The 26,585-nt window shown below is 50.0% G+C and carries 27 protein-coding genes; 15 read left to right on the top strand and 12 right to left on the bottom strand.

The genetic code is table 11. From position 1 onward, the window contains the following. The first annotated feature begins 258 nt into the window (after positions 1 to 258). The 11 genes from Q4563_RS13080 (at position 259) to Q4563_RS13030 (ending at position 7,205) form a co-directional block, all read left to right on the top strand. Positions 259 to 1,236 carry a CobW family GTP-binding protein gene (locus Q4563_RS13080; protein WP_303604784.1) on the top strand — a complete coding sequence of 326 codons (978 nt, stop codon included), beginning with the start codon at positions 259 to 261 and terminating at the stop codon, positions 1,234 to 1,236. A 236-nt stretch (positions 1,237 to 1,472) separates the two neighbouring features. After that, positions 1,473 to 1,847: a MerC domain-containing protein gene (locus tag Q4563_RS13075; protein WP_215974829.1), complete on the top strand. Its 375-nt coding sequence runs from the start codon at positions 1,473 to 1,475 to the stop codon at positions 1,845 to 1,847. Beyond that, on the top strand, positions 1,841 to 2,245 hold the full coding sequence (locus Q4563_RS13070; RefSeq protein WP_215974830.1) for a TraR/DksA C4-type zinc finger protein: 405 nt from the start codon (positions 1,841 to 1,843) through the stop codon (positions 2,243 to 2,245). The genes Q4563_RS13075 and Q4563_RS13070 overlap by 7 nt, the downstream gene beginning before the upstream one ends. Then, complete coding sequence (gene zigA / locus Q4563_RS13065) at positions 2,235 to 3,446, top strand: zinc metallochaperone GTPase ZigA (RefSeq protein WP_303604783.1); 1,212 nt, start codon at positions 2,235 to 2,237, stop codon at positions 3,444 to 3,446. Before Q4563_RS13070 ends, zigA begins: the two co-directional genes overlap by 11 nt. After that, positions 3,443 to 4,108: a DUF1826 domain-containing protein gene (locus tag Q4563_RS13060; protein ID WP_303604782.1), complete on the top strand. Its 666-nt coding sequence runs from the start codon at positions 3,443 to 3,445 to the stop codon at positions 4,106 to 4,108. The genes zigA and Q4563_RS13060 overlap by 4 nt, the downstream gene beginning before the upstream one ends. Beyond that, positions 4,105 to 4,692 (top strand): ZrgA family zinc uptake protein, encoded by a 588-nt coding sequence (locus Q4563_RS13055; protein WP_303604781.1) that lies wholly within the window; start codon positions 4,105 to 4,107, stop codon positions 4,690 to 4,692. Before Q4563_RS13060 ends, Q4563_RS13055 begins: the two co-directional genes overlap by 4 nt. Positions 4,693 to 4,697: 5 nt before the next feature. Next, positions 4,698 to 5,159, top strand: a complete 462-nt coding sequence (locus Q4563_RS13050) for a Fur family transcriptional regulator (protein ID WP_215974835.1) — start codon at positions 4,698 to 4,700, stop codon at positions 5,157 to 5,159. A 50-nt stretch (positions 5,160 to 5,209) separates the two neighbouring features. Continuing rightward, positions 5,210 to 5,638 carry a MerC domain-containing protein gene (locus Q4563_RS13045; protein WP_303604780.1) on the top strand — a complete coding sequence of 143 codons (429 nt, stop codon included), beginning with the start codon at positions 5,210 to 5,212 and terminating at the stop codon, positions 5,636 to 5,638. Beyond that, a complete protein-coding gene (gene hisI, locus Q4563_RS13040) occupies positions 5,635 to 6,060 on the top strand; it encodes a phosphoribosyl-AMP cyclohydrolase (RefSeq protein WP_215974837.1) in 426 nt (141 codons plus the stop codon). The genes Q4563_RS13045 and hisI overlap by 4 nt, the downstream gene beginning before the upstream one ends. 42 nt (positions 6,061 to 6,102) lie before the next feature. Then, complete coding sequence (folE2, locus tag Q4563_RS13035; protein WP_303604779.1) at positions 6,103 to 7,005, top strand: GTP cyclohydrolase FolE2; 903 nt, start codon at positions 6,103 to 6,105, stop codon at positions 7,003 to 7,005. Positions 7,006 to 7,025: 20 nt separating this feature from the next. Beyond that, a complete protein-coding gene (locus Q4563_RS13030) occupies positions 7,026 to 7,205 on the top strand; it encodes an SEC-C metal-binding domain-containing protein (protein ID WP_303604778.1) in 180 nt (59 codons plus the stop codon). 165 nt (positions 7,206 to 7,370) lie between these two features. On the opposite strand, the gene Q4563_RS13025 is transcribed toward Q4563_RS13030, so the two are convergent. Both Q4563_RS13025 and Q4563_RS13020 read right to left on the bottom strand, forming a co-directional pair. After that, positions 7,371 to 7,568 carry a CsbD family protein gene (locus tag Q4563_RS13025; protein WP_215974849.1) on the bottom strand — a complete coding sequence of 66 codons (198 nt, stop codon included), beginning with the start codon at positions 7,566 to 7,568 and terminating at the stop codon, positions 7,371 to 7,373. Positions 7,569 to 7,790: 222 nt separating this feature from the next. Continuing rightward, complete coding sequence (locus tag Q4563_RS13020; RefSeq protein WP_303604777.1) at positions 7,791 to 8,003, bottom strand: DUF2945 domain-containing protein; 213 nt, start codon at positions 8,001 to 8,003, stop codon at positions 7,791 to 7,793. A 165-nt stretch (positions 8,004 to 8,168) separates the two neighbouring features. On the opposite strand from Q4563_RS13020, the gene Q4563_RS13015 reads away from it, so the two are divergent. After that, positions 8,169 to 8,897: a MauE/DoxX family redox-associated membrane protein gene (locus Q4563_RS13015; RefSeq protein WP_303604776.1), complete on the top strand. Its 729-nt coding sequence runs from the start codon at positions 8,169 to 8,171 to the stop codon at positions 8,895 to 8,897. Positions 8,898 to 8,993: 96 nt separating this feature from the next. Beyond that, positions 8,994 to 9,818, top strand: coding sequence for an alpha/beta fold hydrolase (locus Q4563_RS13010; protein WP_303604775.1), 825 nt, complete (start codon positions 8,994 to 8,996; stop codon positions 9,816 to 9,818). 58 nt (positions 9,819 to 9,876) lie between these two features. Here the strand turns inward: Q4563_RS13010 and Q4563_RS13005 are convergent, their stop codons facing one another. Both Q4563_RS13005 and Q4563_RS13000 read right to left on the bottom strand, forming a co-directional pair. Beyond that, positions 9,877 to 10,218: a hypothetical protein gene (locus Q4563_RS13005; RefSeq protein ID WP_303604774.1), complete on the bottom strand. Its 342-nt coding sequence runs from the start codon at positions 10,216 to 10,218 to the stop codon at positions 9,877 to 9,879. 47 nt (positions 10,219 to 10,265) lie between these two features. Further along, complete coding sequence (locus tag Q4563_RS13000; protein ID WP_303604773.1) at positions 10,266 to 10,835, bottom strand: DUF3299 domain-containing protein; 570 nt, start codon at positions 10,833 to 10,835, stop codon at positions 10,266 to 10,268. A 72-nt stretch (positions 10,836 to 10,907) separates the two neighbouring features. Here Q4563_RS13000 and Q4563_RS12995 point away from each other — a divergent pair, with 72 nt between their 5' ends. Further along, complete coding sequence (locus Q4563_RS12995; RefSeq protein WP_303604772.1) at positions 10,908 to 11,579, top strand: ABC transporter ATP-binding protein; 672 nt, start codon at positions 10,908 to 10,910, stop codon at positions 11,577 to 11,579. Further along, positions 11,576 to 12,796, top strand: a complete 1,221-nt coding sequence (locus Q4563_RS12990) for an ABC transporter permease (protein ID WP_303604771.1) — start codon at positions 11,576 to 11,578, stop codon at positions 12,794 to 12,796. The genes Q4563_RS12995 and Q4563_RS12990 overlap by 4 nt, the downstream gene beginning before the upstream one ends. 355 nt (positions 12,797 to 13,151) lie before the next feature. On the opposite strand, the gene Q4563_RS12985 is transcribed toward Q4563_RS12990, so the two are convergent. The 8 genes from Q4563_RS12985 to manD form a co-directional block, all read right to left on the bottom strand. Then, positions 13,152 to 14,852, bottom strand: a complete 1,701-nt coding sequence (locus Q4563_RS12985) for a metallophosphoesterase family protein (protein WP_303604770.1) — start codon at positions 14,850 to 14,852, stop codon at positions 13,152 to 13,154. Positions 14,853 to 15,247: 395 nt separating this feature from the next. Continuing rightward, a complete protein-coding gene (locus tag Q4563_RS12980) occupies positions 15,248 to 16,927 on the bottom strand; it encodes a polysaccharide lyase family 7 protein (protein ID WP_303604769.1) in 1,680 nt (559 codons plus the stop codon). Between the two features lie 204 nt (positions 16,928 to 17,131). Next, positions 17,132 to 18,874 carry a polysaccharide lyase family 7 protein gene (locus Q4563_RS12975; RefSeq protein ID WP_303604768.1) on the bottom strand — a complete coding sequence of 581 codons (1,743 nt, stop codon included), beginning with the start codon at positions 18,872 to 18,874 and terminating at the stop codon, positions 17,132 to 17,134. Between the two features lie 919 nt (positions 18,875 to 19,793). Then, positions 19,794 to 20,639 (bottom strand): hypothetical protein, encoded by an 846-nt coding sequence (locus tag Q4563_RS12970; RefSeq protein ID WP_303604767.1) that lies wholly within the window; start codon positions 20,637 to 20,639, stop codon positions 19,794 to 19,796. 21 nt (positions 20,640 to 20,660) lie between these two features. Then, the gene (locus tag Q4563_RS12965; RefSeq protein ID WP_303604766.1) at positions 20,661 to 22,007 is read right to left on the bottom strand and encodes an MATE family efflux transporter; all 1,347 of its coding nucleotides are present in this window, start codon (positions 22,005 to 22,007) and stop codon (positions 20,661 to 20,663) included. Positions 22,008 to 22,139: 132 nt separating this feature from the next. Further along, on the bottom strand, positions 22,140 to 23,909 hold the full coding sequence (locus Q4563_RS12960) for a sodium:solute symporter family transporter (RefSeq protein WP_303604765.1): 1,770 nt from the start codon (positions 23,907 to 23,909) through the stop codon (positions 22,140 to 22,142). A gap of 11 nt (positions 23,910 to 23,920) precedes the next feature. After that, entirely contained in the window at positions 23,921 to 25,060 is a 1,140-nt protein-coding gene (locus tag Q4563_RS12955) for a Gfo/Idh/MocA family protein (RefSeq protein WP_303604764.1), read from the bottom strand. 40 nt (positions 25,061 to 25,100) lie between these two features. Then, entirely contained in the window at positions 25,101 to 26,318 is a 1,218-nt protein-coding gene (manD, locus tag Q4563_RS12950) for a D-mannonate dehydratase ManD (protein ID WP_303604763.1), read from the bottom strand. Positions 26,319 to 26,585 lie beyond the last annotated feature (267 nt).

Below are 26,585 nucleotides of genomic sequence, written 5' to 3'. Positions count from 1 at the left end.
GCTGAATGCTGAATGCTGAATGCTGAATGCTGAATGCTGAATGCTGAATGCTGAATGCTGAATGCTGAATGCTGAATATTATGTTGCCGCGCCAAAACTAAAGGCTGTCAAGCATGCGCCCTGTTTTTAACGTTCTGCGCTCTACGTTCTGCGTTCTGCGTTCTGCGTTCTGCGTTCTGCGTTCTGCGTTCTGCGTTCTGCGTTAAGCACTATGCTCTATGCGCTTTACCCAACAACCCCGTAACCAACAGGATCTCCATGACCTCTTCTATACCCACCAACATCATCACCGGCTTTCTCGGTGTCGGCAAAACGACGGTGATCAAGCATTTATTGGCCCACAAGCCCGAACAGGAAAATTGGGCTGTTTTGGTGAATGAATTCGGCGAGGTAGGCATAGACGGTGCTCTGCTGCGAGAAGACGGCACCATGGTGAAAGAAATCCCCGGCGGCTGTATGTGTTGCACGGCAGGGTTGCCCATGCAGGTGGGGTTAACGCAATTGTTGCGCACGCAAAAGTTTGACCGCCTGCTGATTGAACCCACGGGGCTGGGCCACCCATTGGAGGTCATTCAAACGCTTCTGAATAGTTTTCAGGGCGTACTTGAACTCAAGGCCTGTTTGACACTGATCGACCCCAGGCACTTTTCCAGCGAGCGCCACGTAAGCAACGAGATATTTCGCCAACAGCTCGACGTCGCGGATGTGATCGTCGCCAGCAAAACCGATTTGGCAAGCGAGAGCGATTTACAGGCCATGAACAAACAGCTCAAGACTTGGCAGTTAGACGAGCGCCCGGTCACCCAAGCTGAACAGGGCAAGCTGTCTGCGCACTGGCTCAATTTGCCTCACAACCAACATATCCCACTGCCCAGTCACGCCCATCATCATGGCGGTGACTACCCCGCAGCAACGCTTGCGACTCCAAGCGAAGAGCAGCCCATTACTGAGAAACACAATCAAGGCCAAGGCTATTTCAGTTGCGGCTGGGCGATACACCCGGCTCAAGTATTTTCCCTTACTCCAACTTTCAGCTGGATTAACGGTCTCGGCTGCGACCGACTTAAAGCGGTTCTGATTACCGACCAAGGTATTATTGCCCTCAACCTGGCCGACGGCGTTGTGAAAATGCTGGAGCTAGATGAATGCGAAGACAGCCGGCTAGAGATTATTCACCATCAACCGCTGGACTGGGCCAAGCTTGGGGCGCAAATGCGCGAGTGCTTAATTGAATAACTGACCTCCAGAGTGTGGGCCGGACTATCGCAATGCGCCGGCCCGAAAGGATCACCCGTGGCCGCCCCGCCTTCATTAAACGGTAGGCCTATTGGCAAGACACCCCCTCCCTCGCAATCTCGCTTTAAACACATTGGTCACGACATCGGCCAGTCGACACGAATCATCTGCCTATTGACCGATTCAACGACCTGCCGTATTGTTATGTTATAACATTCCAATTGAAGCGTAAGATCATGAAAGACGAAACCGCCGCCCTGTGCTCAGGGCTATGCCTTATTCACTGTATCGCCACCCCGATTTTGCTATCCATGAGCGGGCTGGGTTTGATCGGCAGCCTATTTGCCTCCGAGTGGGTGCATGTCGCACTTTTTGCCCCCATCGCCCTGCTGGCACTCACCAGCCTGCCCAGCGGTTGGAAGCGTCATCAGCGCTGGCTGCCCAGTGTCGCCGGTTTTACCGGTCTACTGCTATTGGCCGCCGCCATGATGGCACCCCACGAGGCCGAGGCCGCGCTATCCATTGGTGGAGGCCTGCTATTAATAGGTGGCCACCTCAGCAACCGTTTTCACTGCCGCCGCACTGCCCTGAATGAGGGCGCCGCATGTTAACCGAACAGCAGCTGCGCCAGGCGCCAGCGGCCGATTACATGAATGACGCCCAACAAGATTTTTTTAAAAATTATTTATTAAACCTAAAACAACAGACTCAGGAACATATCGAAACGATTAAGCAACAACTGGCCCACCCACCCGAATGTAACGACGAGGCGGACCGAGCTCAACTGGAAGACGATATGGCCATAAAACTCAGACTGGCCGACCGGGAATACCGCCTGCTACGCAAAATCGACAGTTCCCTGCGCCGCCTGCAAACCGGTGAGTACGGCTACTGTCAGGAAACAGGCGAGCCCATTGGCATTGAGCGTTTGTTAATAAGACCGACCGCAGAGTTCGGCACTGATATTAAAGTGATTAGTGAACAAAAAGAGAAATTTTATGCAAACTAAAGCGGCAAAATTACCCGTCACAGTACTATCTGGTTTTTTGGGAGCCGGAAAAACCACGGTGTTGAATCATATTCTGCACAATCGTGACAATCGCCGGGTAGCGGTTATTGTGAACGATATGAGTGAGGTCAATATCGACGCCGACGCGGTTAAAAATGATGTCTCCTTAAATCGCAGTGAAGAAAAATTGGTAGAAATGAGCAACGGCTGTATTTGCTGCACCTTGCGCGAAGACCTATTACTGGAAGTTCGCGCGCTGGCCGAATCCGGTAAATTCGACTACTTATTGATTGAGTCCACCGGCATTTCCGAGCCCTTACCGGTGGCCGAGACCTTTACGTTTGCCGATGAAGACGGCACTAGCCTATCTGATATCGCTCAACTGGACACCATGGTCACCGTCGTCGATGCGGTTAATTTTATGGCGGAGTACCAAGCGGCCAAAGATCTGTCAGACACCGATGAAAGCCTGGGGGATGAAGACGAGCGCAGCGTGACTGACTTACTGGTAGAGCAAGTCGAATTTGCCGATATCATTTTAATCAGCAAAACCGATTTGGTCGATGACGAGCACTTACAAGCTCTAACCGGTTTATTGCGCGGATTGAATCACGACGCGCAACTGGTGCCCATCCAAAACGGGGAAGTGCCACTCAACAAAGTGCTCGGCACCGGCCTGTTCGATTTTTCCCGCGCACAACAATCGCCTTTATGGTTAAAAGAAATGCGCGGCGAACACACACCGGAAACCGAAGAGTACGGCATCACCAGTTTTGTCTATCAAGCACGCCGCCCGTTTCACCCCGGAAAGTTCTTTCGCTTTATTCAAAACCCTGCCAGACAAGGCAAACTGATTCGCTCTAAGGGTTACTTTTGGCTCGCCTCGCGCCCCGAATTTGCCGGGCAATGGAGCCAGGCAGGCGGCATTGCACGGCATGGCGGTGCCGGTATGTTTTGGCACGCCGTACCTAAACAACACTGGCCGAGCGACGAAGAAACCTTAATGTTTATTCGCGGTAAGTGGCAGGAGCCTTTTGGCGACATGCGCCAAGAATTAGTGTTTATTGGACAGGGGCTGAATCAAGCCGCTATTACCGAAGACTTGAATGCGTGTTTACTGAGTGACGACGAGCTGCTGGCAGGCAAAAGCCACTGGCAAACACTGGATGATCCCTTCCCCAGCTGGAGCAACGCCCAATGACATCCGCGCTGCAAGCCTCAGTACCCGACCAGCCCCGTTTATGCGTAGGCGATACGCCAGAGGTCTTAACGAGCTTATACAATAACGGCACCAACCTGAGCATCTGGCAGCGACAACTGCCCGAACCTGTTGAGCAATACAGTGCTTTTTTATTGTCGCATTATCCGCACAACACCGAAGTGCGCTTATCCGCCAGCGCCCATGCGATGGCACAAGCACTGGCTGAACGTTTGCCCGAGCACCCACACCGTCAGGCGTTTATTGACGACGTCAGCTTAATTGCCGATATGTTAACTTGCCTGCTGGACGCTGAGGCCATCGGCCTGCGTTTATGCACCGCCGATAAGGCCACCTGCCCGCGTTTTCACGTCGATAAACTTGGCTGCCGCCTAATCACCACCTACCAGGGTAAAGCCACACAGTGGATAGACAACGCGAGTTTAAATCGCACGAAGTTGGGCCGAGGAGCACAAGGCAAACCAGACGATTCTACCGGGCTGTTCCCCAGCGCCGAGGTCATTGAAACAATGCATAGCGGTGATATTGCGATTTTAAAAGGCGAACTCTGGCCCGGTAATCAGGGCAACGGAATTGTTCACCGCTCACCCCCGCTGCAAGGGGACGAGCGTCGCTTATTTCTAACGATGGATGCGATGACATGAAAACCCTTGCACACCCACAAAAATCCGCCCGAACACTACGCCTTTGCAGTTTTGTGCTGTTCTGTACTTACTTATTGCTTGCGCCATTATCCAGCGCTGAAAGCCTGGCGGCACACACCCATGGCGTGGCCCATATGACAATCGCCATGGCCGATGAGAGCATCGCGGTTGAGATAATATCTCCGGCGGCCAACCTGGTCGGCTTTGAGCACCAGGCACAGAGCGAGCGTGAGGTTAGCGCCGTCAAAAAAGCCACCAAGATACTGCATCAACCAGAAAAATTACTGACATTTTCTGGTGGAGAATGCTCTTTGTTGGACACCGAGCTGGACATATCCGCGTTAAAACCGAACGCAAGCGACGAACACGAACACGAACACGAACACGAACACGGTGAGCATCACACAGACGTTGTGGCTCGCCAAGAGTATCGCTGTAAAAAAAATGCTTTGCCAAGCAGCGCGAAGGCTACCTGGCTTTTACATTTCCCCGCCACTGAGCGCATTGAGCTTATGTGGATTAAACAAGCCACACAGGGAAGCGCAACGCTAACCTCCGAAAACCCAAAAATAGACTTCAAATAATAACAATGAACCGCACCGAAAGTATTATCCAGCAGGCCGAGTTGCACTGCCAATCTCGCGGCAGTCGCTTGACCGCCAAAAGAAAGCAAGTTTTATCGGGGCTGATCGAGTCGGGCAAAGCCATGTCGGCCTACGAGCTGATTGATTTTTGCAAGCAGCATTATGGCGATAGCTTTTCAGCCATGTCGATCTATCGAATTTTGGAATTTTTAGAAGAGGAACATTTAGCACACAGGCTCAACATCGCCAACAAATATGTGGCCTGCGCTCATATTAACTGTGAACACGAACATGACACACCGCAATTTTTGATCTGCCGAAAATGCCATAAAGTACGCGAAATTCGCATAAAGGCCGACACTATAACAAACCTTAAAACCAATGTGGCGGATGCCGGCTTTACTCTGTCAACACCACAATTGGAAATGAATTGTCTATGCAACGACTGCAAACCGCATAACGCCTAACGAACCACCCTCTCGCTCAACATTAAGATGACTAACAGGATTTACCATTCATGAAAACCGCGCAAGCTCTTACCGACAAACTGGCCATTGGCTTATCTCTGGCATGCGCCATACACTGCCTGACATTGCCGTTGCTATTGGTATTACTGCCAAGCTTAGCCGCCTTACAGTTGGATCACGAAACATTTCATGTCTGGATGGTCGCGGCGGTCATTCCCAGCAGCCTCTTCGCTCTTACCCTCGGCTGCAAACAACATCGCCGTATACACGTACTACTGCTGGGCACTCTCGGCCTGGTCCTTCTGGTAATGGCCGTTGCATTAGGTGCAGCGCGTATCGGCGAAGCCGGTGAAAAAGCATTAACCTTAGCCGGGGCTGTGTGTGTTGCCTTAGGCCATGCAATGAACTTTCGCCTGTGCCGCGTTCACAAAGAAAAAGCGTGCCCTTGTCCAAGCCAGAAACAAGCAGAAGCATCATGATAAGACCTTATTTTCTTGCGCTAGAAAAGGGGCACCCGCCCCTGCCTCTGGATGAGGTTATCGATCAGCTCGCGTTTGACTCCCAAGGCTTGATTCCTGTGATCACTCAAGATGCCACGAGCGGCCAAGTATTAATGTTCGCATGGATGAATCGCTCCGCACTAGAACACACCATAACCCATCAGCGAATGACCTATTGGTCACGCAGCCGCGAACAACTTTGGTGTAAAGGCGAAACCAGTGGCCACATCCAGCAGCTGATTAGCATGTCATTCGACTGCGACGGCGACGCCATTCTTTGCCAAGTAGAGCAGCGCGGTGCAGCCTGTCATACCGGTCGCCAGTCGTGCTTTTACTTAAAGGTCGACAATCAAGAGCGGCTCGTTCAGGTAACGGGTACCGCCGAGCAACTAACCACATAAGTGGTTACCGTCTAACCTCATAAACCGAAAAGTTAACAAGTCATGCAACAAAATAAACAGCTGCCCGATATTGCCAACACCCGCACACATTCAGCCACTAACAGTTTGCGCTGGGTGGGTATGGAAGCGATTGCGGTTCCCTTAACGCTTGCCAGCGAAAATGGTGGCCAGCAACAAGTCACCGCAAAGGCTAATATTTATGTCAGCCTGGACGACCCAAGCGCTAAGGGCATACATATGTCGCGTTTGCACCGGCGCCTCAATCAGCTGGAAAACAACCTCTGCGACAAAGCACAACTCGATGCCTTATTGCACGAGATCGTGTTTTCCCAGGGAGAAATTAGCAAAAGCGCGAAAATCGAATTGAGCTTTGATTTTTGTCTGGCAAAGAGTTCACTGCTGAGCGATGAATCCGGCTTTCAGTCCTATGAAGTTAGTATTTCCGGTGAGCATCACAACGGTAAAAACAGTTACAAGCTGGCGTTAACCGTTCCTTATTCCAGCACTTGCCCTTGCTCCGCAGCCCTGTCGCGGCAGTTACTGGCCGAAGCTATCGATACTCAGTTCGTCGACGGCCAGATTAACAAACAAGATTTATTGAGCTGGGTGCAAGCCACCAGTGTCGCCACACCACATAGCCAGCGCTCTTACGCCTATTTGAACCTATCATTGCGCGACGACCAATGGCCTTCATTAAAGTCGCTGATCAGTCAAACCGAAGCCACTCTAGCCACGCCGGTTCAAACCATGGTGAAACGCCGTGACGAGCAAGATTTTGCCCGACTCAATGCCGAGAATCTGATGTTCTGCGAAGACGCGGCGCGAAAATTAAAAGCCATGCTTGAATACTGTGACTGGGTGCAGGACTACTGGTTTAAAGTCGAACATCAAGAAAGCTTACACGCGCACAATGCTGTGGTTATCGATACTAAGTTCAACCGTTAATATAAGCTGAAGAGAAAATTATGAATACCGAACAAACATCCACACAAATGCCCAACGACGACACTGACTCTTGCTGCAGCAACGCCAGCTGTTGTGCACCGGCCGAGCCGATCAAACGCACCGAAGCCAAGGTGGGCCGCAATGACCCCTGCCCTTGCGGCAATGGCAAAAAATTTAAAAGATGCTGCGGTTCGAGTTAAAGCCTCAGAAATTGACTTTAGAGTTTCGGTGTACCCTAAGCGGAAGTGAAAAATTGATGCGGGTGAGTGTGTTTTCTCAAATCAGAGCAGGGATTTTAAAACACAGAATAACAAACCTCCGGCGAGCATTCAGTTCGCCGGAGGTTTTGGATGCATCAAAAAAAGTTATAAGCTATCGATAAAATCATTCACTTCTTTTTTGGCTTCTTCCTTGGACTTGCCATATTTAGCTTGAATTTCACCTTCAAGCTTTTCGCGGTTACCATCTACGCGGTCCATGTCATCGTTGGTCAGTTCGCCCCATTTCTCTTGGGCGCCGCCTTTGATTTTATGCCAGTTACCTTCAAACTGATCACTATTCATAACAAATCCTCCTAGTGGTTGATGCTAAACGATTACTCGTTGCTCAATATGTACATTTGCAGCTTGCATGCCAGTATTGATTTACCCATCGAATAACCACGGCTGGCGGGGCTAGACAGGGAATGTCGTTTTTATCAGCCTCATCAACGACCGTGCTTATCAGGTAAACTTTGCAAAGCTCTGTAGAAAATTCAGTCGCTCCGTATAAAAATACAACCCTATCTAAGATATTTTTCTTAACGTCGACTCTTTGTGCGCCGCCACATGATCGGTTTTATCGCTGGCTATTTCGTATTGCGGCTCATCAGTCGAGGCCCGACGTGTGTGCCCTTTATAAGTAAAGTCCCGGGTGTGAACGCAAGTAATCACTCCACTGACAACCCCCGCCTCTGAGTTCCACTGCACATGATCACCTTTGCTAAATTGATCGCTCATAGTATTTCCTCGCCTTGCTTAGAATTCACTATATCTCAAGCATTATGCATACCTAGACTGAGCAGTAACTCGACATAAGTAACCACCCTGCACTGGCACAACCCTTGCCCCTGTAAAAGGTAACAACATATTTGGCATATATTTTAAAACTGTAAGGAGGACACGATGGGCAACAAAGCTGTTTTATATCGTATGGCAACTGACGAGCATCTTTGCCCATTTGGGCTGAGATCTAAGGATTTACTCAAACGACAGGGCTTCGCCATTGATGACAAAAAGCTCACCACCCGAGATCAAGCTGACGACTTTAAGCGCGAGCACAATGTGGACACGACGCCACAAACGTTTATTGAGAGTCGCCGAATAGGTGGATACCAGGAGCTGCGTAAATATTTTGGCAAAGATCCCATCGATAATGAGGGCACCTCTTATAAGCCTGTTATAGCGATTTTTGCAACAGCGTTGTTAGCTGCCCTGGCATGGCAGTGGGGATCGGCTGGGAATTTAATATCGGTGCGCACATTGATGTTATTTATTGCTGTATCGATGTTGATACTAGCGATACAGAAACTGCAAGATCTATACAGCTTCACTAATTCATTTATCACTTATGATTTACTGGCGCAGCGACATCTTCGCTACGGCTATGCTTACCCTTTTTTAGAAGCCTATGCGGGCTTAGGTATGATTGCCTCGCTCTCGCCCCTGCTAGTGTCACCCATCTCAATATTTATTGGTTCTATCGGAGCTGTATCCGTTTTTAAAGCGGTGTATATCGACAAACGCGACCTTAAATGTGCGTGTGTAGGCGGCGGTAGCAATGTTCCCTTGGGGTTTGTTTCTCTTACCGAGAACTTATTTATGATAGCCGGCGGGCTGATTATGCTCAACTAATCAAGGCAAGGCCCGAACGGTATTTATTATCAGTCATTTACAGACAGAATTTAATCCGTAAAGACATTTAGAAAACTTTCTATCAGGAGTTGTATTATGAACCATGAAAATTCTGAATACTATTATGCACGTATCGATGGGCATCGAATCGCTTACATGGATCAGGGCGAAGGGCCTGTTGTTATTTTATTGCACGGCATTCCTACCTCAGGTTTACTTTGGCGCAATATTGTTCCAACGCTAGCGCAGTCACATCGCGTTATTGTGCCAGATATGCTGAACTACGGCCGCTCGGATAAACCGCTCGATTCAAATGTCTCTATCGCCGCGCAAAGTGATGTTCTCTTAAGGTTAATGGATGCGCTGGGAATCCGTAGCGCTGATTTGGTTGCGCACGATATTGGCGGTGGTGTGGCGCAAATACTCGCCACTCGCCACCCGGAGCGAATCAATCGCTTAGTCTTGGCCGATGCGGTGTGCTTTGACTCTTGGCCTATTCCTGAATTTGAACCCTTGCAAAAGCCTGAAGCTGAAAACGATATGAGCCCCGAGGAGCTCGAAAAAATGCTCCGGGACTTTTTACCTCAAGGAATGCACAATACGGACAACGCCACAGAAGCGCTCGCGGATATGATAGTGGCGCCATGGCAAGGGGAGACTGGTAAAGCGGCTTTTTTCCGCAATATTCGCCGATTAAACCCGGAGTACACCCTCGCCATCGCGGATGACTTAGCTAATATCCAGCATAAGACTCTGGTTCTGTGGGGCAAGCACGACAGCTTTCAAAAGCCAGGATACGCTGAAAAACTAAGCGGCACGCTTCCCAACGCCCGCATTGAGTGGGTAGAGTCCGCGCACTGGATCACCGAAGAGCAGCCGGCAGAAGTCGCCCGAATACTCAGTGAGTTTTTAGCCCAATAAACCAAGCGCTACCGACTAACGCTTACAAATTTTTATAAGGCGTGTGGCAGTCGCAACGTTAGGCGCTGACACGTCTTAAACGCTCATCCCAATTGCCATTGTTAGCTATCTCACAATTCTCTTCGCTATCAAACTTTACCTGGCGTTGTATAGACGCAACCCGAATGCCGATGGATTCGAGGTGTTGTTGAATTAACGCACCAATAGCCGCTTGATCGGCTCGAGCTAATTGTTCGTTGGTATCATAAACACACACGACCAACAGCGATTGGGGGAATCGCTCATAGTTCACAAAGTGCGTTAACCACTCAAACCCATCGCCACGGTCTTTAGCAATTTCACACGCCTGAGTGAGCGCAGCAATAATCGCATTTTCTTTTTTCTTATCGCTTTTTTTCATGGCTTTGTATTTGCTCGATCGTATTGATTAATCACCCCACCCTTCAATCAACCGCCTACTGCGCCGTCGCTGTAAATTTCCATATCATCCACTGTTATCTGATAGGCCGCCTGGGAGAGATCTGTCTCAATCAACTCGATTGTCAGCTTGCCCGACACCCAAAACGGATCGTAAAGCGCATCCAGTACGATACCCTGCTCATAGGTAGCGTAAATCACCTGATTAGGCGGCGGTGGTGGTAAATGGATACAGGCGCCAAAAAACGGAACCAGTAAAAATTCGGTAATGCGCTGCTCATCGTCAAACACCAAGGGCACCACAAACCCCGGAATACGAACGTCTTTGTTGTCGAACTCGGGGATGGTTTTAGCGGACTTTAAAGCTTGATTATAAGGGTCATCTTCCGGCAAGCCGGCAAAGCCCTCACCAGTCGGCGGCATAGTGTCGATGTCGCCCCCCTCGGGTACCTCATCGATCCACTCTGGGCGATTAAGCAACGCCTGTAAATCCTCTTCCGGCATTAGATCGGGCCACTCTATCGTTTGATAATCGCGCGCCCAACTGGCCGTACTCAATAGGCACATCAGTAACAACGCACAATTCACTACCGTTTTCATTCAACACCCTTGCTTGTCACGAAATACACGTTATAACATAACCTATTATTTACCGGCGATCCAAATCCTTTTATGCCCAGCTCAGCTGCAATAGATGTTAACGCCATTACCTATGGCCACAATCACGGCCCCCACTGGCACCTACCCAGCTGGCAGGTTTTGGCCGGGCAAGCGGTGTTTTTACAGGCGCCCTCCGGGGCAGGTAAGTCCACGCTGCTGAGTGTGCTAGCGGGGTTGCAGCCTGTACAATCTGGCCAACTCAAGGTATTGGGAGAACCGCTGCACAAACGCCGTACGGCGCAGACGGCACCGTGGCGCGCCCGGCAACTGGGTATTATTTTCCAAGACTTAAATTTGCTCGATTATTTAAGCTGTTTGGATAATATTTTGCTGGCCGCGCACTTTGGCAAAAACAAGCAACCCCGGTTAGAGCAAAAGGCTCACCAATTACTGCAAAGGCTAAATCTGCCCGCCGATATTTTGCACAAAAAAGCCTGCGCACTCAGCGTGGGACAGCGCCAGCGCGTCGCCATTGCCCGGGCGTTAATCAATGACCCGCCCCTGCTATTGGCCGACGAACCCACCTCTGCTCTGGACGACAACAATAGCCAGGACTTTATGACTCTGCTGTTTGAGTTGGTGCGAGAGCGCCAATGCACCTTGATACTTGCCAGCCACGACCGGCGCCTTAGCAGAGAGTTCGACCAACACATAGCGCTGTGTGATCTGAGTCAATCACTATGATCTTTCGCCTCGCCCTACAAAGCTTGATTAGCCGGCGCTTTAGCGCTTGGGTTTGCATTGCCATGATCACGCTGAGCGCAATTGCCCTGCTCACCGTTGATACCCTATACCGTGGCACACAGTCTGCGTTTGGACGCAGCGTGCAAGGTATTGATTTAATCGTTGGCGCTCCCACCGGGGACATTAATTTGTTGTTATTTTCCGCGTTTCAAGTGGGCGCCCCCAGTCGTGAGTTAAGCTATGCAACCTTTACTCGCTGGCAGCAAGACTCAAACGTCAAGCGGGCGGTGCCGCTTATGTTGGGCGACAGCCACAAAGGCTACCGGGTTATTGGCACCAACTCACAATTATTTTCTCATATCGGCGCCATCTCGGAACGCGAAGTCTTTGCTCAAGGTCACGCCTTCAAGCAGGTGTTTGAAGTGACTTTGGGCCACGAGGTGGCACAGCAACTGGGTTACCACATAGGCGATGAATTGATACTTAGCCACGGCCTCGGTAATCACAGCTTTCAACACCACGACGCTCGCCGTTTTCGCATCGCAGGTGTGCTTGCGGCGACGGGTACACCAATCGATAAAACCCTCCAGGTAAGCCTGGAAGGTCTTGAAGCTATTCACTGGCCGCCGGCTCAACTTGCTCAACTGCCCGAACAGTTGGCTATTGGCGAAAGCCCTGCTCTACAGCCGGATAGCATCGCCGCGTTTTACTTAACCCTCACGAACAAAGTTCGCACTTTTCAGGTTCAGCGCGCTATTAATCAAAGTAAAATCGAACCCAGCCAGGCAATTTTGCCCGGTGTTGCCATTACTCAGTTGTGGTCAATGCTCGACTGGATCGAGGCCGCACTGTTAGGGCTGGGTGTACTCACGGCGTTGGTTGCGACCATCGGCGTGCTCAGCACTTTGCTGACGCATCTGGATAAGCGCATGAGTGAATTTAGATTACTGCAAACTTTGGGCGCATCGCGGCGCTACATTTTCACGTTATTGGGCTTAGAAACGGCGCTGTTAGTCACGCTTGGTCTTTTCACCGGCGTCGCCTTAACCATTGCCCTGGAGCGCGGCCTCACCGGTTTTGCTCAGAGCCAATGGGGCCTTTATTGGCCGTTAAACCTGCACTGGCCCTGGCTCATTGCCGCGATCCCCAGTGCCGCACTGGCAAGTGGCATTTTACTCGCAGGTGTTGCAGCGCTGCGATTAAAACGCCGACTGTAAGCAACCCAAAAACCAGTTTGGCAGATTACGGCAAGCCCTACCTCTAAACGTCAACCACTCACCTGCTCTTGCAGTTGGCCATCATCCATTCCAGTCTTGCTCAAGACTCTGCTAGACCATGCTGTTGAGCCATGAGCGCTAGCACTGCCACGCAACACCAAGACTGACGGCGAAAATTTTCACTCGCCGGTGCGGATTAATTTTTTGTGCAAAAAAAAGCCTTAACCCACCAAAGTAGATTAAGGCCAAAAGCGAGGTACTCTGTTCAGCCGTCACAATATGACAGCGAGCAGACGATTAAAAAACTTACTGCATTGTTCTTTTCAGCAGGCCGACGCAAGCCTGCCCGCTAACACTAGCGTTCAACCAAAACTCGAACCACTTTGTTGTACTGGCGATGATCGAATTCGCCCGTCGCCATACCCGCGTCATCCATAACCGGAAACACAAAGCGCGGAGTCATAACAACTTCGTAGTTGTAATCGCCTGAGGGGCGTACTTCCACCTCAAGAAACCCATAGTGCTTGCCGCCTGACACTAACTTATTACCGTCCCACACTTCAGGAGCATCGCCGTGCGCGCTCCAGTGTGTTGCTTGCGCATCTGAAGGCAGCAGGTCGAAAGGCACATAATCGGTAGTTGGTGGGTAACCCGGACCGCGCAAACCGTCGCCGGCAAAGCCCACGTCCCAGTAACTCACACCATCGATATTAACGTACTCAAGCAATTCATCGTGCCCGGACAGTACCGCAGTTACACCATAGCGCTGGAACAATTCGTGATAAATACGCATTGGCATACCGGACTGGCTGTCCTCACCATTGGCAATACCGGCCGAGCCCGAAGGCATGCTGTGAACACCAGTACCAAAGGCGCTGTGGTGATACTGTACAAAAATGACCTGACCCTGTGCCTGTGCATCGGCCAATTCACTCAAGGCCCAGTTCCACTGCTCAGTACCGCGGTTAAAGTCCGGCACGCGTGAGGCTGCGCCATCAATAAACAAGTTGGTATCTTGGCTGGGGTCAGCGTCGTTACCATTAGAAGAATCCAGAGTGATTAAAGTGACCGGGCCGTAATCAACACGGTAGTAACGTTTTTCATAACGATCATCACTGGCCTGATTCGTCGGCAAGTCCCAATAGGTATCCCACTTATCGTAAGAGAGCATTGATGCCTCTGCGTTATAACCTGGGTGCTCGGGGTGCCAATAGTTTTCGTGATTGCCAAGGGCGGGGAAGATCGGCGCAGTCGAGGCTAAAGTACCCCACTCGCCCGCACTGTGACGCCAAAACTCATCCCAATCTAACTGACGACCACCTTTTTCCACCAAATCACCGGCAATCACCCAAAAGTCGGGGCTTCTTAGCTCAGCATACGCCAAGTTAGCCTTATAGCCCGTGGTTTGATCGACAGGGTACTGACGAGTGTAGGTATCAGGATCGGTTCCTAATTTTTCGCCGCCGAGTGCCAGAGCACTGGCCGTCCAGCGTACGGTTTTTTCGGTCGACTCCGGCTCGGTTTCCATGTCCGACATGGTCACAAAACGAATCGCTTCGCGGCTCTCTTTAGTTGGCGCTGTTTTAAAGCTCGAGGTAAATTCATCAGCACCGGGCTGAAGTACGGTGTAGCTATAAGATGCTCCGGGCTCAAGTCCATCCACCTGCACATAGTGCTTATACAAAGCCTGCGGTGCCTCTCCTTCGGCAACATCCGTATGTATGCCACCATAGTTTGAATCGCCGTGAATATAGTCAACCTCAGAGGTGCCGTAGCTTATAGCATCCGTCGCTTGTATTTCCGATTCAAACGAGCCAACGCCTTCAACCTCAACCGTAGCCGGCTCGGCTGTACTACCAAACCAAATCACACTGATTGAGTTGGTGGTCGGGTTTTGCACATAAGGTAAAATATTAATCGTCGTAGGGTCGACCGGAGCAGGCGCTTCTACTACTGGTGCTTCCACATCGGGAGTGGAGGTGCCTGAATCGCCACCGCAACCTACTAATACACTCACCCCTACTGCTAAGGCAGACTGTAAAAAATATGGTTTCATTACATTATTTCCTAGATTAATTAATTAACAAATCCATTTTTATTTCATCAACCAATATCGATCAATCTGTATGCAAAGGCGATTTATTGACATAACTATAGCGTCAGCAAGGGGCCAATAATGGCATGCTGATCAATCAAAGTTTGGGGTGAATCCGTATGAAAGGTCTTTTCCTTAAGGGCGAGAAAAGAGTAGTTCGTAAATATTTCGCTTTGGTTACGACGATGTTAAGTATTTAATTTTTACACGGAAGGGTTAAATTTTATAGCGGCCATCAAGCGTATGTAACAGACAATCAAGACTCCAGCAGTTATTACATAACTTAACTCGCAACAAAAAAGCCGTGGGGAATTCCCCACGGCTTTATGTCACACAACGAATTAAACGGTTAGTTCTTAGTCGGTAATACGCGTATAGGTTACATTCGTCATGGTAACGGTTGACTCGGTAATCCCTAGGTCATTAAAGCAATCGGCAAATGAGCCAGAATCGCCGGATTCACCGCAGTTTTCCATGCTATAGGTATCTTGCGACTGCAGGTAGTTACCAAACTTAAAGTAAGACTCGGAGTCGTCTTCTACCGGAATACCAAAACTATTACCCATGCCATAAACCGTGACATAGCCATAATCGTTCACTACGCGCAAATCGAAAGTGTCGCCACTGCGGATTGTGCCCAGCGCGTATTTCTCTTCGTTGCCGCTGGTGTTACGCAGACGCACATAGACATCAAAAATACCGTTGCCTGCAACACTGTCATCGAAGCCAGACTCGGACGAATCCGATACATACAGTTTCATAATGGTGCCGGTATCGCTGGCATGGTGCTGCGCGACAATGGTTTTACCCGCATCGGACATATCCACTTTAACATCGGCCTCGAACACTTCGTAAGTATCGGTCATGGCAACACGCAAGCTGCTTTTGACTTTATACTCATGGCGCCAGCCGTTACCATTAGGCGAGGTATAACGAGCCTCTAATGGTAAAAACCGCAGAGTCGATGAGTTTACCAGCGGGTTCGGATCATCCCCTTCGAGATCAAAGATACTTCCGTTAGTGATGTTGCTGGGAATGTCTGAACCAGAGCCACTACCGTTATCACCGCCGCCGTTATCTCCTCCACCGGAACCGCCGCTGCCATACACCTCAACTTCGGTGATATTGGTCCAGCTAGTGCCCGCAGTATTATCAAAGGTTTTTACCCGAATTTGTTGTGCATCGATATCGGTGATATCAAAGACTTCAATACCGGCTGTCGATCCCGTGCTAACGTCATCGTACACTTTGGTCCAAGAGCCACTGGTGCCAGGGCGTGCGTAAATCTCAAAGGTATAAGCGCGCGAATCTCCACGCCCCCAAGCAATACCGACCTCGGTCACTTCGCTGGTTTCTTCCAACTGAACCGTTAAATTAACCGGCGATCCGGATGCCGCCCAACGAGAGGCCCAGGCCGTATTACCATCCACTGCTTTGGAGGCGGGATAGCTGGAGTGACTGCTGCCATCGTCAAACGCCGTATCTATGGCAAGTTTACCGCTGCTGGTGCCACCGCTATCGCCACCACCATCACTGCCGCCATCATCCACACGATGCAATTCCCACTGCTGGTTGATATTGCCGCTGTTGGAATTCCACAGATAAATGGACTGCCGATCGGCCGCCCCACCGTTGCCATCGAGAGAGAAGCCCGAAGCATTGCGCTTTGCAAAGCGGTAAATTTCGCTGCCAGAATACACTTTCACTTTGGCGAAGTGCTGATCATAATCATTGCTGTCACAGGTTTGCAGAGTGACCGCTTGTCGGCGCGAAGCGCCACTGCCGGCATCCCAACATAAGTTCGTATTTTGTTTTTTGTAGGCGTAATAGCCATCACCGCGGTCGAGCTGGACCCACTGTTGATTGACGTTATTAAGATTAGTCGCCCATAGGTACAATTGTTGGCCAACTTGAGCGCCGCCATTGCCGTCAATGGCGTAGCCAGTGTCAACCTTCTCCATCACAAAGGTGGACCCATGGGCCATAGAGCCCAAGAGCGCCAAGGTAGAGGCCAGTAAAATTTTTTGAATTTTCATTACAGTAATACCTTTATTATTAGTCAAACGTGACTAAAGCTAAGTAGCTGCGCACAAGGGAGCAACACCTCACTGCGAGCAGGAGCTTTATCACGGTTGTGGGTATGCATTTTTAAATAATAAGTGTCGCTCAAAATGACTGAACATCAAGAGCGACGCAGAAAAGCTCCCGCCCTTAATGGGCGGGAGTTAAGGGGAGAGCTATCAGTGTTCTACCCAGTAGTCATAAACAACCACTTCACCATAGTTGTTCGACTTGCCGGTTTCACTGCCTTCTTTTTCGGCATTACTTTGAGTGTAGTTACCGATTTTAAAGTAGGCATCATCGTAGCTCCGGTTCATCACGTAGTCGTTAGAACCATCGCGCACTAAGTACTGGCTGGCATTACCTGAGTTATAAGCACTTTCTAGGTTTCCATCTTCACTGTAGTACGCGTAGTGCTTGCCATTGACCACTTCAAAAATAACCTCGTGGACGGTGCCCAGGCTATAGTTATTGGTAATGGTTACATCGCTACGCAACTTCCCACCGTTAAAGCTCAAGAACAGGTGGTCGTCTTCCAAACGCAACACCATAGCGTCATCGATACCGTCATCTTTGTTACCGTGAATTTGAGTGGCAACCAAATGACTTTTCACGATTGGCAAGTGAGTAATAGCCTGTTTCACATAAACCACGTGTGTACCCGAGGTGGTCCAGTAAATATCTGACCCGCCATCTGACTCGCGCTCGCGCAACTCTGAGCGAATATAATCAGAGTTAGGCGTTGATCCATTCCCGTCGCGTACCGGGGCATAAAACACTATGCCGTTACCCGCGTTATTTACATAGAAGTACTCATTGTTGTCTTCACCACAAAGAGTTTTATCTTCTACGCCGTCAGGGTAGGTAATTTTCCACTGGTTACAGTTATCCATCAAATCCGATGGAATATCGGCCGAGCCAGATGGAGGAGTACCGCCACCATTGTCACCGCCGCCGTTGTCGCCGCCACCGTTATCACCACCACCGGAGCCGCCGCTGCCATACACTTCAACCTCGGTAATATTAGTCCAGCTAGTGCCCGCGGTATTTTCAAAGGTTTTTACACGAATTTGTTGTGCATCAATATCGGTAATATCGAAGACTTCAATACCGGCTGTCGAACCCGTGCTGACATCATCGTACACCTTGGTCCAGGAACCACTGGTGCCAGGACGCGCGTAGATTTCAAAGGTGTAAGCGCGCGAATCTCCACGCCCCCAGGCAATACCGACCTCGGTCACTTCACTGGTTTCTTCCAGCTGAACCGTTAAGTTAACCGGCGACCCGGATGCCGCCCAACGAGAGGCCCAGGCCGTATTGCCATCCACCGCCTTAGAGGCAGGGTAGCTGGAGTGGCTGCTGCCATCGTCAAACGCCGTATCTACATCAAGTTTGCCGCTGCTGGAGCCACCACCATCACTGCTGCCATCATCCACACGGTGCAATTCCCACTGCTGATTGATGTTGGTGTCACTGGAGTTCCACAGGTAAATAGACTGACGATTTGCCGCACCACCGGCCCCATCTAACGAAAAGCCCGAGGCGTTGCGCTTCTCAAAGCGATAAATTTCAGTGCCGGAATAAATTTTCACCTTAGAGAACTGCTGGTTGTAATCGCCGTCATTACACGTTTCTAGAGTGACCGCTTGGCGGCGCGAACCGCCGCTACCGGCATCCCAACATAGATTCGTGTTTTGCTTTTTGTAGGAGTAATAACCGTTGCCACGGTCAAGTTGAACCCACTGTTGGTTGGCATTGTTGAGGTTGGTACCCCACAAGTACAGCTGCTGCCCCTCTTGGGCGCCGCCGTTGCCATCAATGGAATAGCCGGTGCCGTACTTTTCCATAACAAAAGTGGCCGCATTGGCAAAGCTGCCAGATAGGGCCAGGGGGATGAGTATCATCAATTTATTGAGTTTCATAGCTAACACTTTTCTCTTATTTTATTGGTTTAGCTCAATACCTAAAGCGTGGGCACGCATTGGAGTCTTACTCCTATAGGTAGGATCGTTACAGCTGTGAGCACGTCGAAGACATTCGCCATACCGAAGGTGTCAGTTAGGCTTTTATCATCGAGACTACTTAGAACGCTTATCACTACTCGGGGGTAAGCACTTCACTCGGGGTAGGAATCCTTTTCCTTATGAGTTTACTTTTCGCCTAATTTTGAGACTGTAAAATCAATATGTGCGAAGTCGACGGGCATCTTACGGAAAGCAATGTTGATATTTCAAGAGACCGCTCCAAAAGAGGGCGGAGTGTTCCCGTTAACGATACCAATAGAAACAAATATTCACGGCTACCAAACACGCATATTCATTTAAAGAATATACAAAAGGGGGCAGCGGTTATTTAACATTATTAAAATTTGAATATTTTCTGTTTTTGCGTTCGAATACACATAAATAATGTGATGCATGTCACACTTTAGCCAAATCTGGACTTAAGTAACATTTTCTTATTATAGCTAGGCGGTGTATCGCGCCAACTGTCGTATTTATCCACAATACAATTGTTAAACCGTCACAAGACACCTTTTTGGGGCCGTAAGTCAGAGAGCTGGTTCGCTTTAACGCGCTACAATCTGCCGACACTGGTAATCGGTACGAACCTATTACGTTATATGGTGCTATCGATCAGTTTGGTAAGGTTTCACCTACCTGAAAGTCACACTCACGATCCAAATTCAGTCCTGAACTCGCGGGAGTTGGTATACGCGAAGACGGCTGATACGGCACCGCGCAATAATACTTCGTCTAGCGATAAGAGCATGAAAAAAAACCGGCAGGCATATCTTAGACATGCCTGCCGGAAAGAGACGAGAATCGCCCTGAGAAGAAGTTATTGCGATAAGGTACGTTTAACTGAAGCTTCTACTTCGCCATAGTCCACCGACTCAACAAAACCGAGGGAAAAGGTTTGCGGGGTGGTTAAAAATTTACTCTTTTCGTGGCGACCAAAACCGAGCACTGTCATATAGGGTCGACTGACGTAATCATCGGGGTGCTCGTCGTCTTCGTGGTGTACGAGATACAACATACGCGGCTGCTTCGCATCGCCAAAAGCGTACCACTCCGGTGCCGGAAGATCTCCAATATAAGCGTCATTGATCGGGTGCTTATTGCGACTAGCCGAATTAAACCAAAAGTCACTATCATCCATACTACCGCCAGGCACACCCTCGTACTGAACCCAATACTGGTGGCCGGGGCTAACCTGACTCATAGTGAAATCACAACGATCGGGGTAAAAGTCCCACTGTCCTTGCCATTTACCATTGTCTGAGGTAAATACAATGCGTACATGTTGATCGGTATTGATCTCCACTTGAGAGGTCGATGGGTCGGTGCCTGCATTCATGGCATGAAAGTAACTGCCGTCTTGCTTATGAACTGCATTAGGAAAACCACGATATTCCCCCTGCCAACCCGAGCCTTTTTCATCGTGAAAGCCCAACCAGTCTATACCGTCTTTATCCACCATACTGGATAAACCACCACCGGTTTTCTCCAGATAAAAAGTCGCATTGCGAATACTGACGATATAGGCGGGAAGGCCGCCGGCCGACTCATCCACACCATGCGTCAGACTGACACTCGCCTGGCCCGATTGATTGGCACAACCGGCAATCGATACAGACACGACTAGCAGAGTCAGCGTGGTTTTTATCATTCTGTACACTGTCATTATTCATCCTCTTGGCATAGTTTAAAGGTCACTTAGCGGCGCATTACGAAGGTGCAACGCAGAGTGTTTTTTATAATGATAAAACGGTAATAGTTTGAATATTTCTTCCAGTGGAATTATGGCGAAAGCCCAAAATACAGATGCATCAAGCACCACAATAAGAAAAGCACAGAGCGGTAAAGCCAGCACCCATTGGGTGTAAAAATGAATTTTTAAAACGCGTGAACTTTGCCCCAGTGCCCGCAGCATGTTGCCCGCTAACGTGTTGTAAGCCCGCACCATAGGTAGCACAATATAAAGCGGCGCGATCAACATTAACGCGCGCTGTGTTTGCGGTGCTACATCGGGATAAATCAGCCCCAAACACTGACTTAATACTACAAACAAGCACGCCACAACGACTGACAATCCCATACCCACTCTGGTCGAGGCCGGGATAAAATCTCGTACCGCAGCGATATGACGCTTTCCTAACGCCTGACTAATAGTAATAGCTGAAGCTTGTGCCCAGGCATTGGCAAATTGAGTGCCGGCCCGCAGCCAGGGGAAAATCAAGGTGATGGCAGCAAAAGAGTAAACCGATAGCTGAGCGAATAATAATTGGTAAACGGTCGCGCCGACCGAAAGAATGATAAAGTTAGCCGCGATGGGGTAAATCACATCAAATTGTGGCTTTAACTCTAACGCAAAGGGGCGCCCTGCTGGATAGCGCAAACTAAAGGCCGCCCGGCGAAAAGTCACCGTTAAAAAGAGGCCACGCACCACAATTGCCAGCAAACTCCCCCAAGCGGCCCCCGCCAATCCAATACCGGCAAACCCGGCCACACCGTGAATAAGACTGTAACTCAGGGCAATATTGAGCGGAATTTCCAATAAAAAGCCCGCCAGCGGTATTCTGGAATTCCCCACTCCGTTATAGAAAGCTGTGCACGTCTGGGTATAGGCGGTAATCAGAACGACATACTGCGCCACCTCTAAATAACGGAGTGTCGCTTGCGCTAACAAGGTATCGTTTGTAATTAAGTTAACCAGATCTTTACTTGCCAACACTAACAGAAGGAAAAAAAACAGGGCGGTAAGACTATTGATCAAAAGCCCGGCCCAGAACGCAACTTTTAAATCGTCTTTTTTGCCCGAACCGTAGGCCTTTCCCACCAGCATTTGAATGCCGTTGCCGATGGCAATTTCCACCCCTAAAACAAAAGTAATAATGGTGGTCGCAATACCCATTGCTGCAACCGACAACTCTCCTAGCGGCGCCACCAACAGAGTGTCGATCATCAGCATGGACTGGATCAAAAGCGCATTAAAGGCCAAAGGCCAGGCTAAAGAGCCATTTTGCTTTAGGTAATCACCGGAGCCTTTCACAGCAATGCCTGTCCACCGAGTCTTAAGGTAAAGGGGTTGAGGCGATGGCCAAAGACCTGCCATCGCAGAGAATAAAAAGGAGCAGACTCATGACATAGAATGAGCCTGCTCAAGGCACCTTCTCCCGGGCCCTTAGGCCGCAGCAGAACTGGATTTGTTCGGCGGTGTACTGGCACTTTTTTGCAGCATTGCCCCCATTGCAAAAATAATAAATGCGCAGGCAACAAACATTACACGCCCCCACATTGGGTTGGGTATCAGCGTTAGCAGCAGCATGCCGCCACCCATGATTTTTATCATTAAGCCGAGTTTTAAACGCTGCTGACGATCGTAGTTGTCCTGCCCTTCTTCCGAGATTACCGGCGTTGACAGGTCGGCAAAAAACTTATCGGTTTCCACCTTGCACTTATCTTTGTCTGCGCGATAAAACAACGTCGTGAGGCAGAAGAAGCCCGCCGTAATCACGATGTGGCCGGCCAGGGTGATCATCAAGTTAATGTCTACCGCTTCGCGATCCGTGATCGCAGGCATTCCCACCATATCGGCGAAAACATGCGCGGTAAAAACTTTCGCCACAAACCAGGACACGCCCATACCCAATGCGACGGTAGCCCAAGGTGCCCACTGCGGAGTTTTGCGAATAATCAACCCCAACAACAAAGGAATCATTAACGGCACTTGAATCATGGTTGATACCGACATCATCAACTCAAACAAGCTCAATTCTTTCAGCGATTTAAAGTAAAGCGCCACAACAATAACCAATATGCCATTAATAAGGCTTACCAATCGACTGACGTTCATCAGCTTTTTGTCATCGGTCTCGCGACCGCGACGCTTGATAAATGGCTGATAGATGCTGCGCACAAAAATACCCGCATTTTTATTGAGTGCCGAATCCATTGACGACATAGAAGCGGCAAACAAACCGGCCATAAGAAGGCCCACGGTACCCACCGGCATTGCGTTGCGGGTAAACACTAAGTAAACCGCGTCTTCGGCTTTATCCCCAAGCTGGGTGTAAGCTGTGGCAGCATCCGGATAGAGAATGGCGGATGCCCAGGGAGGAATAAACCAGATGATACTACCCACCCCCATCAAGACCATGGCAAGCAATGAAGCCTTGCGCGCATTGTCAGAGTCTTTCGCATTCAAAAACCGAAATGAATCGTGCATATTCATAATGGTAATTAGTTGCTTGGCGAGAAAGAAGACGAACGTACCCACCAAAATCAAGCCGTAGTTCATATCCGGCCCCATTATAAAACCGCCGGGAAAATTACTGACCAACTCCACCGGCCCGCCCACTTTAACCAAGGCGACCACGGCGCAGGCAACGGACACCACAGCCACAATCAAAGTCTGCACAAAGTCAGAAGCGACCACACCCCAAGAGCCCGACAGCACTGAAATAAACAGCACAACAAGCCCGGTGGCGATAATGGTCACGGCAATATCGGCTTCAAACACCGCACTGGCAAACACGCCTAATGCGTTAAGCCAAACACCCGCGTTAATAAAGCTGAACAAAATCAACGCCCAGGAAAAAAAGGTCTCATTCTGGTCGCCAAAGCGCCGCTTGATGGCCTGCGATGGTGTGTCCACCCGCATTTGGCGAAAGCGATGACTAAAGAAAGCCCAGCCACAAAAGTAAGCGACCGTGTTGGCAAAAAAGACCAGACAGATGGCAAAGCCATCGGAGAATGCTTTGCCCGCACCACCGGTAAAAGTCCAGGCCGAGAACTGCGCCATAAACGCTGTCGAGCCCACCATCCACCAAAGCATGCGACCGCCACCGCGAAAGTAATCGCTGGTGGAGTGCTTTGCCATTTTGGTAAAGGAGAAACCAACAGCCAGAACCAGAATGAAGTAACCGGCGATGACGATATAGTCAATAACCATAAAAAGAACCTTTATTGCAGATGCGTTACATCTGTCCAATTATTATTTTTGCGGATAAGGTCAATCAGCTGTTGATACTGGCTGCCTTCTTTGAAGGTTTGATACGGCGGCACCTTCTCGCCCTGAATATCTTTTACCAGCTCGCGCGCTAAATACTGCCAGTTGCGCTCGGTATCACCTTCGACCTTAGGCATATCGTCGACAATATCCTGCGGCAGTGGCAACTGCTGCCATTGCTGATCATTCCCCCACAGGTATAGCGGGCCGCTACCGTAATGGCCTTTGATGTAAATAGCGCCTTTGGTACCGTAAAAAACAATATGGTCTTCATGGAAACGCGGGTTCAGGCCGCCGTGTTTAAACAGAACGGATACCGGCTTGCTGGCGTGCGGGCTTTCCAATTTGGCGAGCACAGTGTAAGTCCACTCGACGTTGCTCTCACCCCATTTCAGGTTAGGATCGTTAATATCTTTGGGAATAAAATCGCGGCGTGTTTTAAAGTTGCGAACACCTTCAACGATAGGCGCCTTACCCATATCATCGCGTACTTCACCAATAATATCGGTGATCTTTTCGCCGATAACAGAAGTTACAATAGACAATTTATGGGTGAAGTTATTATTGAGGCGACCACCACCTTGCTCTGCACGGTGCGACCAACCAAAGGGGATTTCGCGCTCCAGATTAAAATGTGAAATACACTCAACCTCGACCGGCTCACCAATAACACCCTCGGCCACCAAACGTTTGGCGTGCATAATGTCTGGCATGTAGCGGAAGCTGGCGGCAAAGGCGGTTTTTACACCTTTTGCCTCGGCCAGCTTGTACAGTTCGATGGCGCTGTCACCGGTATCGGTTAGGGGCTTGTCGCAAAACACGTGGCAGCCGTGCTCAATCGCCTGCTTGATCGGCTCGTAGTGAGCGCCGCCGGGGGTCGCAATCGAAACCAAATCCGGCTGGCACTCATTCAGAGCTTTTTGCCAGTCGGTTCCGGCGTAAGGAATCCCCATTTTTTCTGCCACTTCACGCACTACTTCCGGTGTTCTACCCACCATACCGACTACTTCGGCACCCACTGCGCGAAACGCATCGGTATGCCCCTGTCCGGCAAAGCCGGTGCCCATTACGAGAACTTTTACTGTTTTAGCCATCTTTCCACCTATCTGATTTCGTTTATAACTTGATTGAGTGTTACCAATTCCACATGGTGCCGTCTTCCAGACGACTCACTGGTAAATACGAGCGTTTGTACGGCAGCGCGAGCGCGGCCTCCTCGTTTAACTCAACCCCCAGGCCCGGCGCATCACTGACGTGGACCATACCATCGTGTACCTGATGGTTGTGCTGAAACACTTGTTGCAACTGTTCGTTGCCCAAACCGACAAATTCCTGCACACCAAAATTAGGTGCCCACACATCCAAATGCATATGCGCGGCAAAACACACGGGTGACAAATCGGGCGCGCCGTGTGGAGCTAGTTTTACATTGTAGAGGCTGGCAAAATCGGTAATCCGGCGCAGCGCGGTAATGCCGCCGGCGTGGGTGGCAGCCACGCGGATATAATCGATCAATTGATTTTGAATTAAATCTTTGCAGTCCCAAATGGTGTTGTAAGTTTCACCGATGGCCAGCGGCGTTGTGGTGTGCTGGCGAATCACTTTATAGTTGTCTTGATTTTCGGCAATGCTGGCGTCTTCCATAAACATAAGGTTGTATGGTTCCAGCAATTTACCTAAACGGGCCGACTCAATTGGCGTTAAGCGACTGTGCACATCGTGCAGCAACTGCACTTGGTTGCCCAAGCGGCGGCGCGCCTCGGCAAACAGCTCGACTATCATCTCCATATACTTGGGCGTCGACCACGACTCCTCCGGCGGCAGCGGGCGGTTGCCCTGCAGCTCAAAGTAGTCTTTTTTATCGCCCAACACGCCATAGGTTACATCCAGTCCGGGCACTGCTGATTGCAAGCGCACCGCACCAAAGCCGTTGCGAACGTGCTGTTCGGCATTGGCCAGGGTCTGCTCAATGGTTTCGCCGTTGGCGTGGGCATACAAACCTACCGCCTTACGGCTTTTGCCGCCCAGCAATTGATAGACCGGCAGGCCGGCCACCTTGCCTTTGATATCCCACAACGCCATATCAATGGCCGCTATCGCCGCCATATTAATCGGGCCTTTGCGCCAGTAAACGCCCCTGTAGAGATACTGCCAAATGTCCTCGATACCGTGCGCATCGCGACCGATCAGGCAGGGAATAACATGCTCTTGCAGCATCGCCACCACCGCTTGCTCGCGGCCATTCACGGTGGCATCGCCCAATCCGGTAACGCCGTCGTCGGTGGTTACCTTGACGGTTACGAAGTTTCTTCCCGGGCAGCTAACGAACACTTCAATGTTGTCAATTTTCATAAATATACAGTCCTAAAGACGTCTTACCACATTGAGTAAAACGTTTTACTAAATCGGTTTAGTTAATAATTTATCATATTCTCAGCGAATGTCAAACCGTGAACTCAGTCAATAAATGATTTTTTGGGTGCGCACCAGCCCTCGCCCCAATTGAGTGTAGACCAGCAAGTGGCTGAAAAAGCCACTTGCGCACTCAGGCTATAAGGCTGGTTGTTACCCAGCGCTATTAGGAAGGTGGGCGTTTTGAAGGTTTACGCCCAACCACCG

Source organism: Gilvimarinus sp. 1_MG-2023, assembly GCF_030548285.1.
The sequence above is the reverse complement of the archived record's forward strand: the minus strand, read 5'-3'. Positions and strand labels throughout refer to the sequence as shown.

Excerpts from the sequence above, each read along its gene's own strand:
- Q4563_RS13025 (WP_215974849.1), bottom strand. The coding sequence starts at position 7,568 with ATGAATAGTGATCAGTTTGAAGGTAACTGGCATAAAATCAAAGGCGGC.
- Q4563_RS12980 (WP_303604769.1), bottom strand. The coding sequence starts at position 16,927 with ATGAAAATTCAAAAAATTTTACTGGCCTCTACCTTGGCGCTCTTGGGC.
- Q4563_RS13050 (WP_215974835.1), top strand. The coding sequence starts at position 4,698 with ATGAACCGCACCGAAAGTATTATCCAGCAGGCCGAGTTGCACTGCCAA.
- Q4563_RS12970 (WP_303604767.1), bottom strand. The coding sequence starts at position 20,639 with ATGACAGTGTACAGAATGATAAAAACCACGCTGACTCTGCTAGTCGTG.
- Q4563_RS13080 (WP_303604784.1), top strand. The coding sequence starts at position 259 with ATGACCTCTTCTATACCCACCAACATCATCACCGGCTTTCTCGGTGTC.
- Q4563_RS12995 (WP_303604772.1), top strand. The coding sequence starts at position 10,908 with ATGCCCAGCTCAGCTGCAATAGATGTTAACGCCATTACCTATGGCCAC.
- folE2 (WP_303604779.1), top strand. The coding sequence starts at position 6,103 with ATGCAACAAAATAAACAGCTGCCCGATATTGCCAACACCCGCACACAT.
- Q4563_RS13075 (WP_215974829.1), top strand. The coding sequence starts at position 1,473 with ATGAAAGACGAAACCGCCGCCCTGTGCTCAGGGCTATGCCTTATTCAC.
- zigA (WP_303604783.1), top strand. The coding sequence starts at position 2,235 with ATGCAAACTAAAGCGGCAAAATTACCCGTCACAGTACTATCTGGTTTT.
- Q4563_RS13055 (WP_303604781.1), top strand. The coding sequence starts at position 4,105 with ATGAAAACCCTTGCACACCCACAAAAATCCGCCCGAACACTACGCCTT.
- Q4563_RS13015 (WP_303604776.1), top strand. The coding sequence starts at position 8,169 with ATGGGCAACAAAGCTGTTTTATATCGTATGGCAACTGACGAGCATCTT.
- Q4563_RS12955 (WP_303604764.1), bottom strand. The coding sequence starts at position 25,060 with ATGGCTAAAACAGTAAAAGTTCTCGTAATGGGCACCGGCTTTGCCGGA.
- hisI (WP_215974837.1), top strand. The coding sequence starts at position 5,635 with ATGATAAGACCTTATTTTCTTGCGCTAGAAAAGGGGCACCCGCCCCTG.
- Q4563_RS13070 (WP_215974830.1), top strand. The coding sequence starts at position 1,841 with ATGTTAACCGAACAGCAGCTGCGCCAGGCGCCAGCGGCCGATTACATG.
- Q4563_RS13000 (WP_303604773.1), bottom strand. The coding sequence starts at position 10,835 with ATGAAAACGGTAGTGAATTGTGCGTTGTTACTGATGTGCCTATTGAGT.
- manD (WP_303604763.1), bottom strand. The coding sequence starts at position 26,318 with ATGAAAATTGACAACATTGAAGTGTTCGTTAGCTGCCCGGGAAGAAAC.
- Q4563_RS13010 (WP_303604775.1), top strand. The coding sequence starts at position 8,994 with ATGAACCATGAAAATTCTGAATACTATTATGCACGTATCGATGGGCAT.
- Q4563_RS12990 (WP_303604771.1), top strand. The coding sequence starts at position 11,576 with ATGATCTTTCGCCTCGCCCTACAAAGCTTGATTAGCCGGCGCTTTAGC.
- Q4563_RS13005 (WP_303604774.1), bottom strand. The coding sequence starts at position 10,218 with ATGAAAAAAAGCGATAAGAAAAAAGAAAATGCGATTATTGCTGCGCTC.
- Q4563_RS13030 (WP_303604778.1), top strand. The coding sequence starts at position 7,026 with ATGAATACCGAACAAACATCCACACAAATGCCCAACGACGACACTGAC.
- Q4563_RS12985 (WP_303604770.1), bottom strand. The coding sequence starts at position 14,852 with ATGAAACCATATTTTTTACAGTCTGCCTTAGCAGTAGGGGTGAGTGTA.
- Q4563_RS13020 (WP_303604777.1), bottom strand. The coding sequence starts at position 8,003 with ATGAGCGATCAATTTAGCAAAGGTGATCATGTGCAGTGGAACTCAGAG.
- Q4563_RS13060 (WP_303604782.1), top strand. The coding sequence starts at position 3,443 with ATGACATCCGCGCTGCAAGCCTCAGTACCCGACCAGCCCCGTTTATGC.
- Q4563_RS12960 (WP_303604765.1), bottom strand. The coding sequence starts at position 23,909 with ATGGTTATTGACTATATCGTCATCGCCGGTTACTTCATTCTGGTTCTG.
- Q4563_RS12975 (WP_303604768.1), bottom strand. The coding sequence starts at position 18,874 with ATGAAACTCAATAAATTGATGATACTCATCCCCCTGGCCCTATCTGGC.
- Q4563_RS13045 (WP_303604780.1), top strand. The coding sequence starts at position 5,210 with ATGAAAACCGCGCAAGCTCTTACCGACAAACTGGCCATTGGCTTATCT.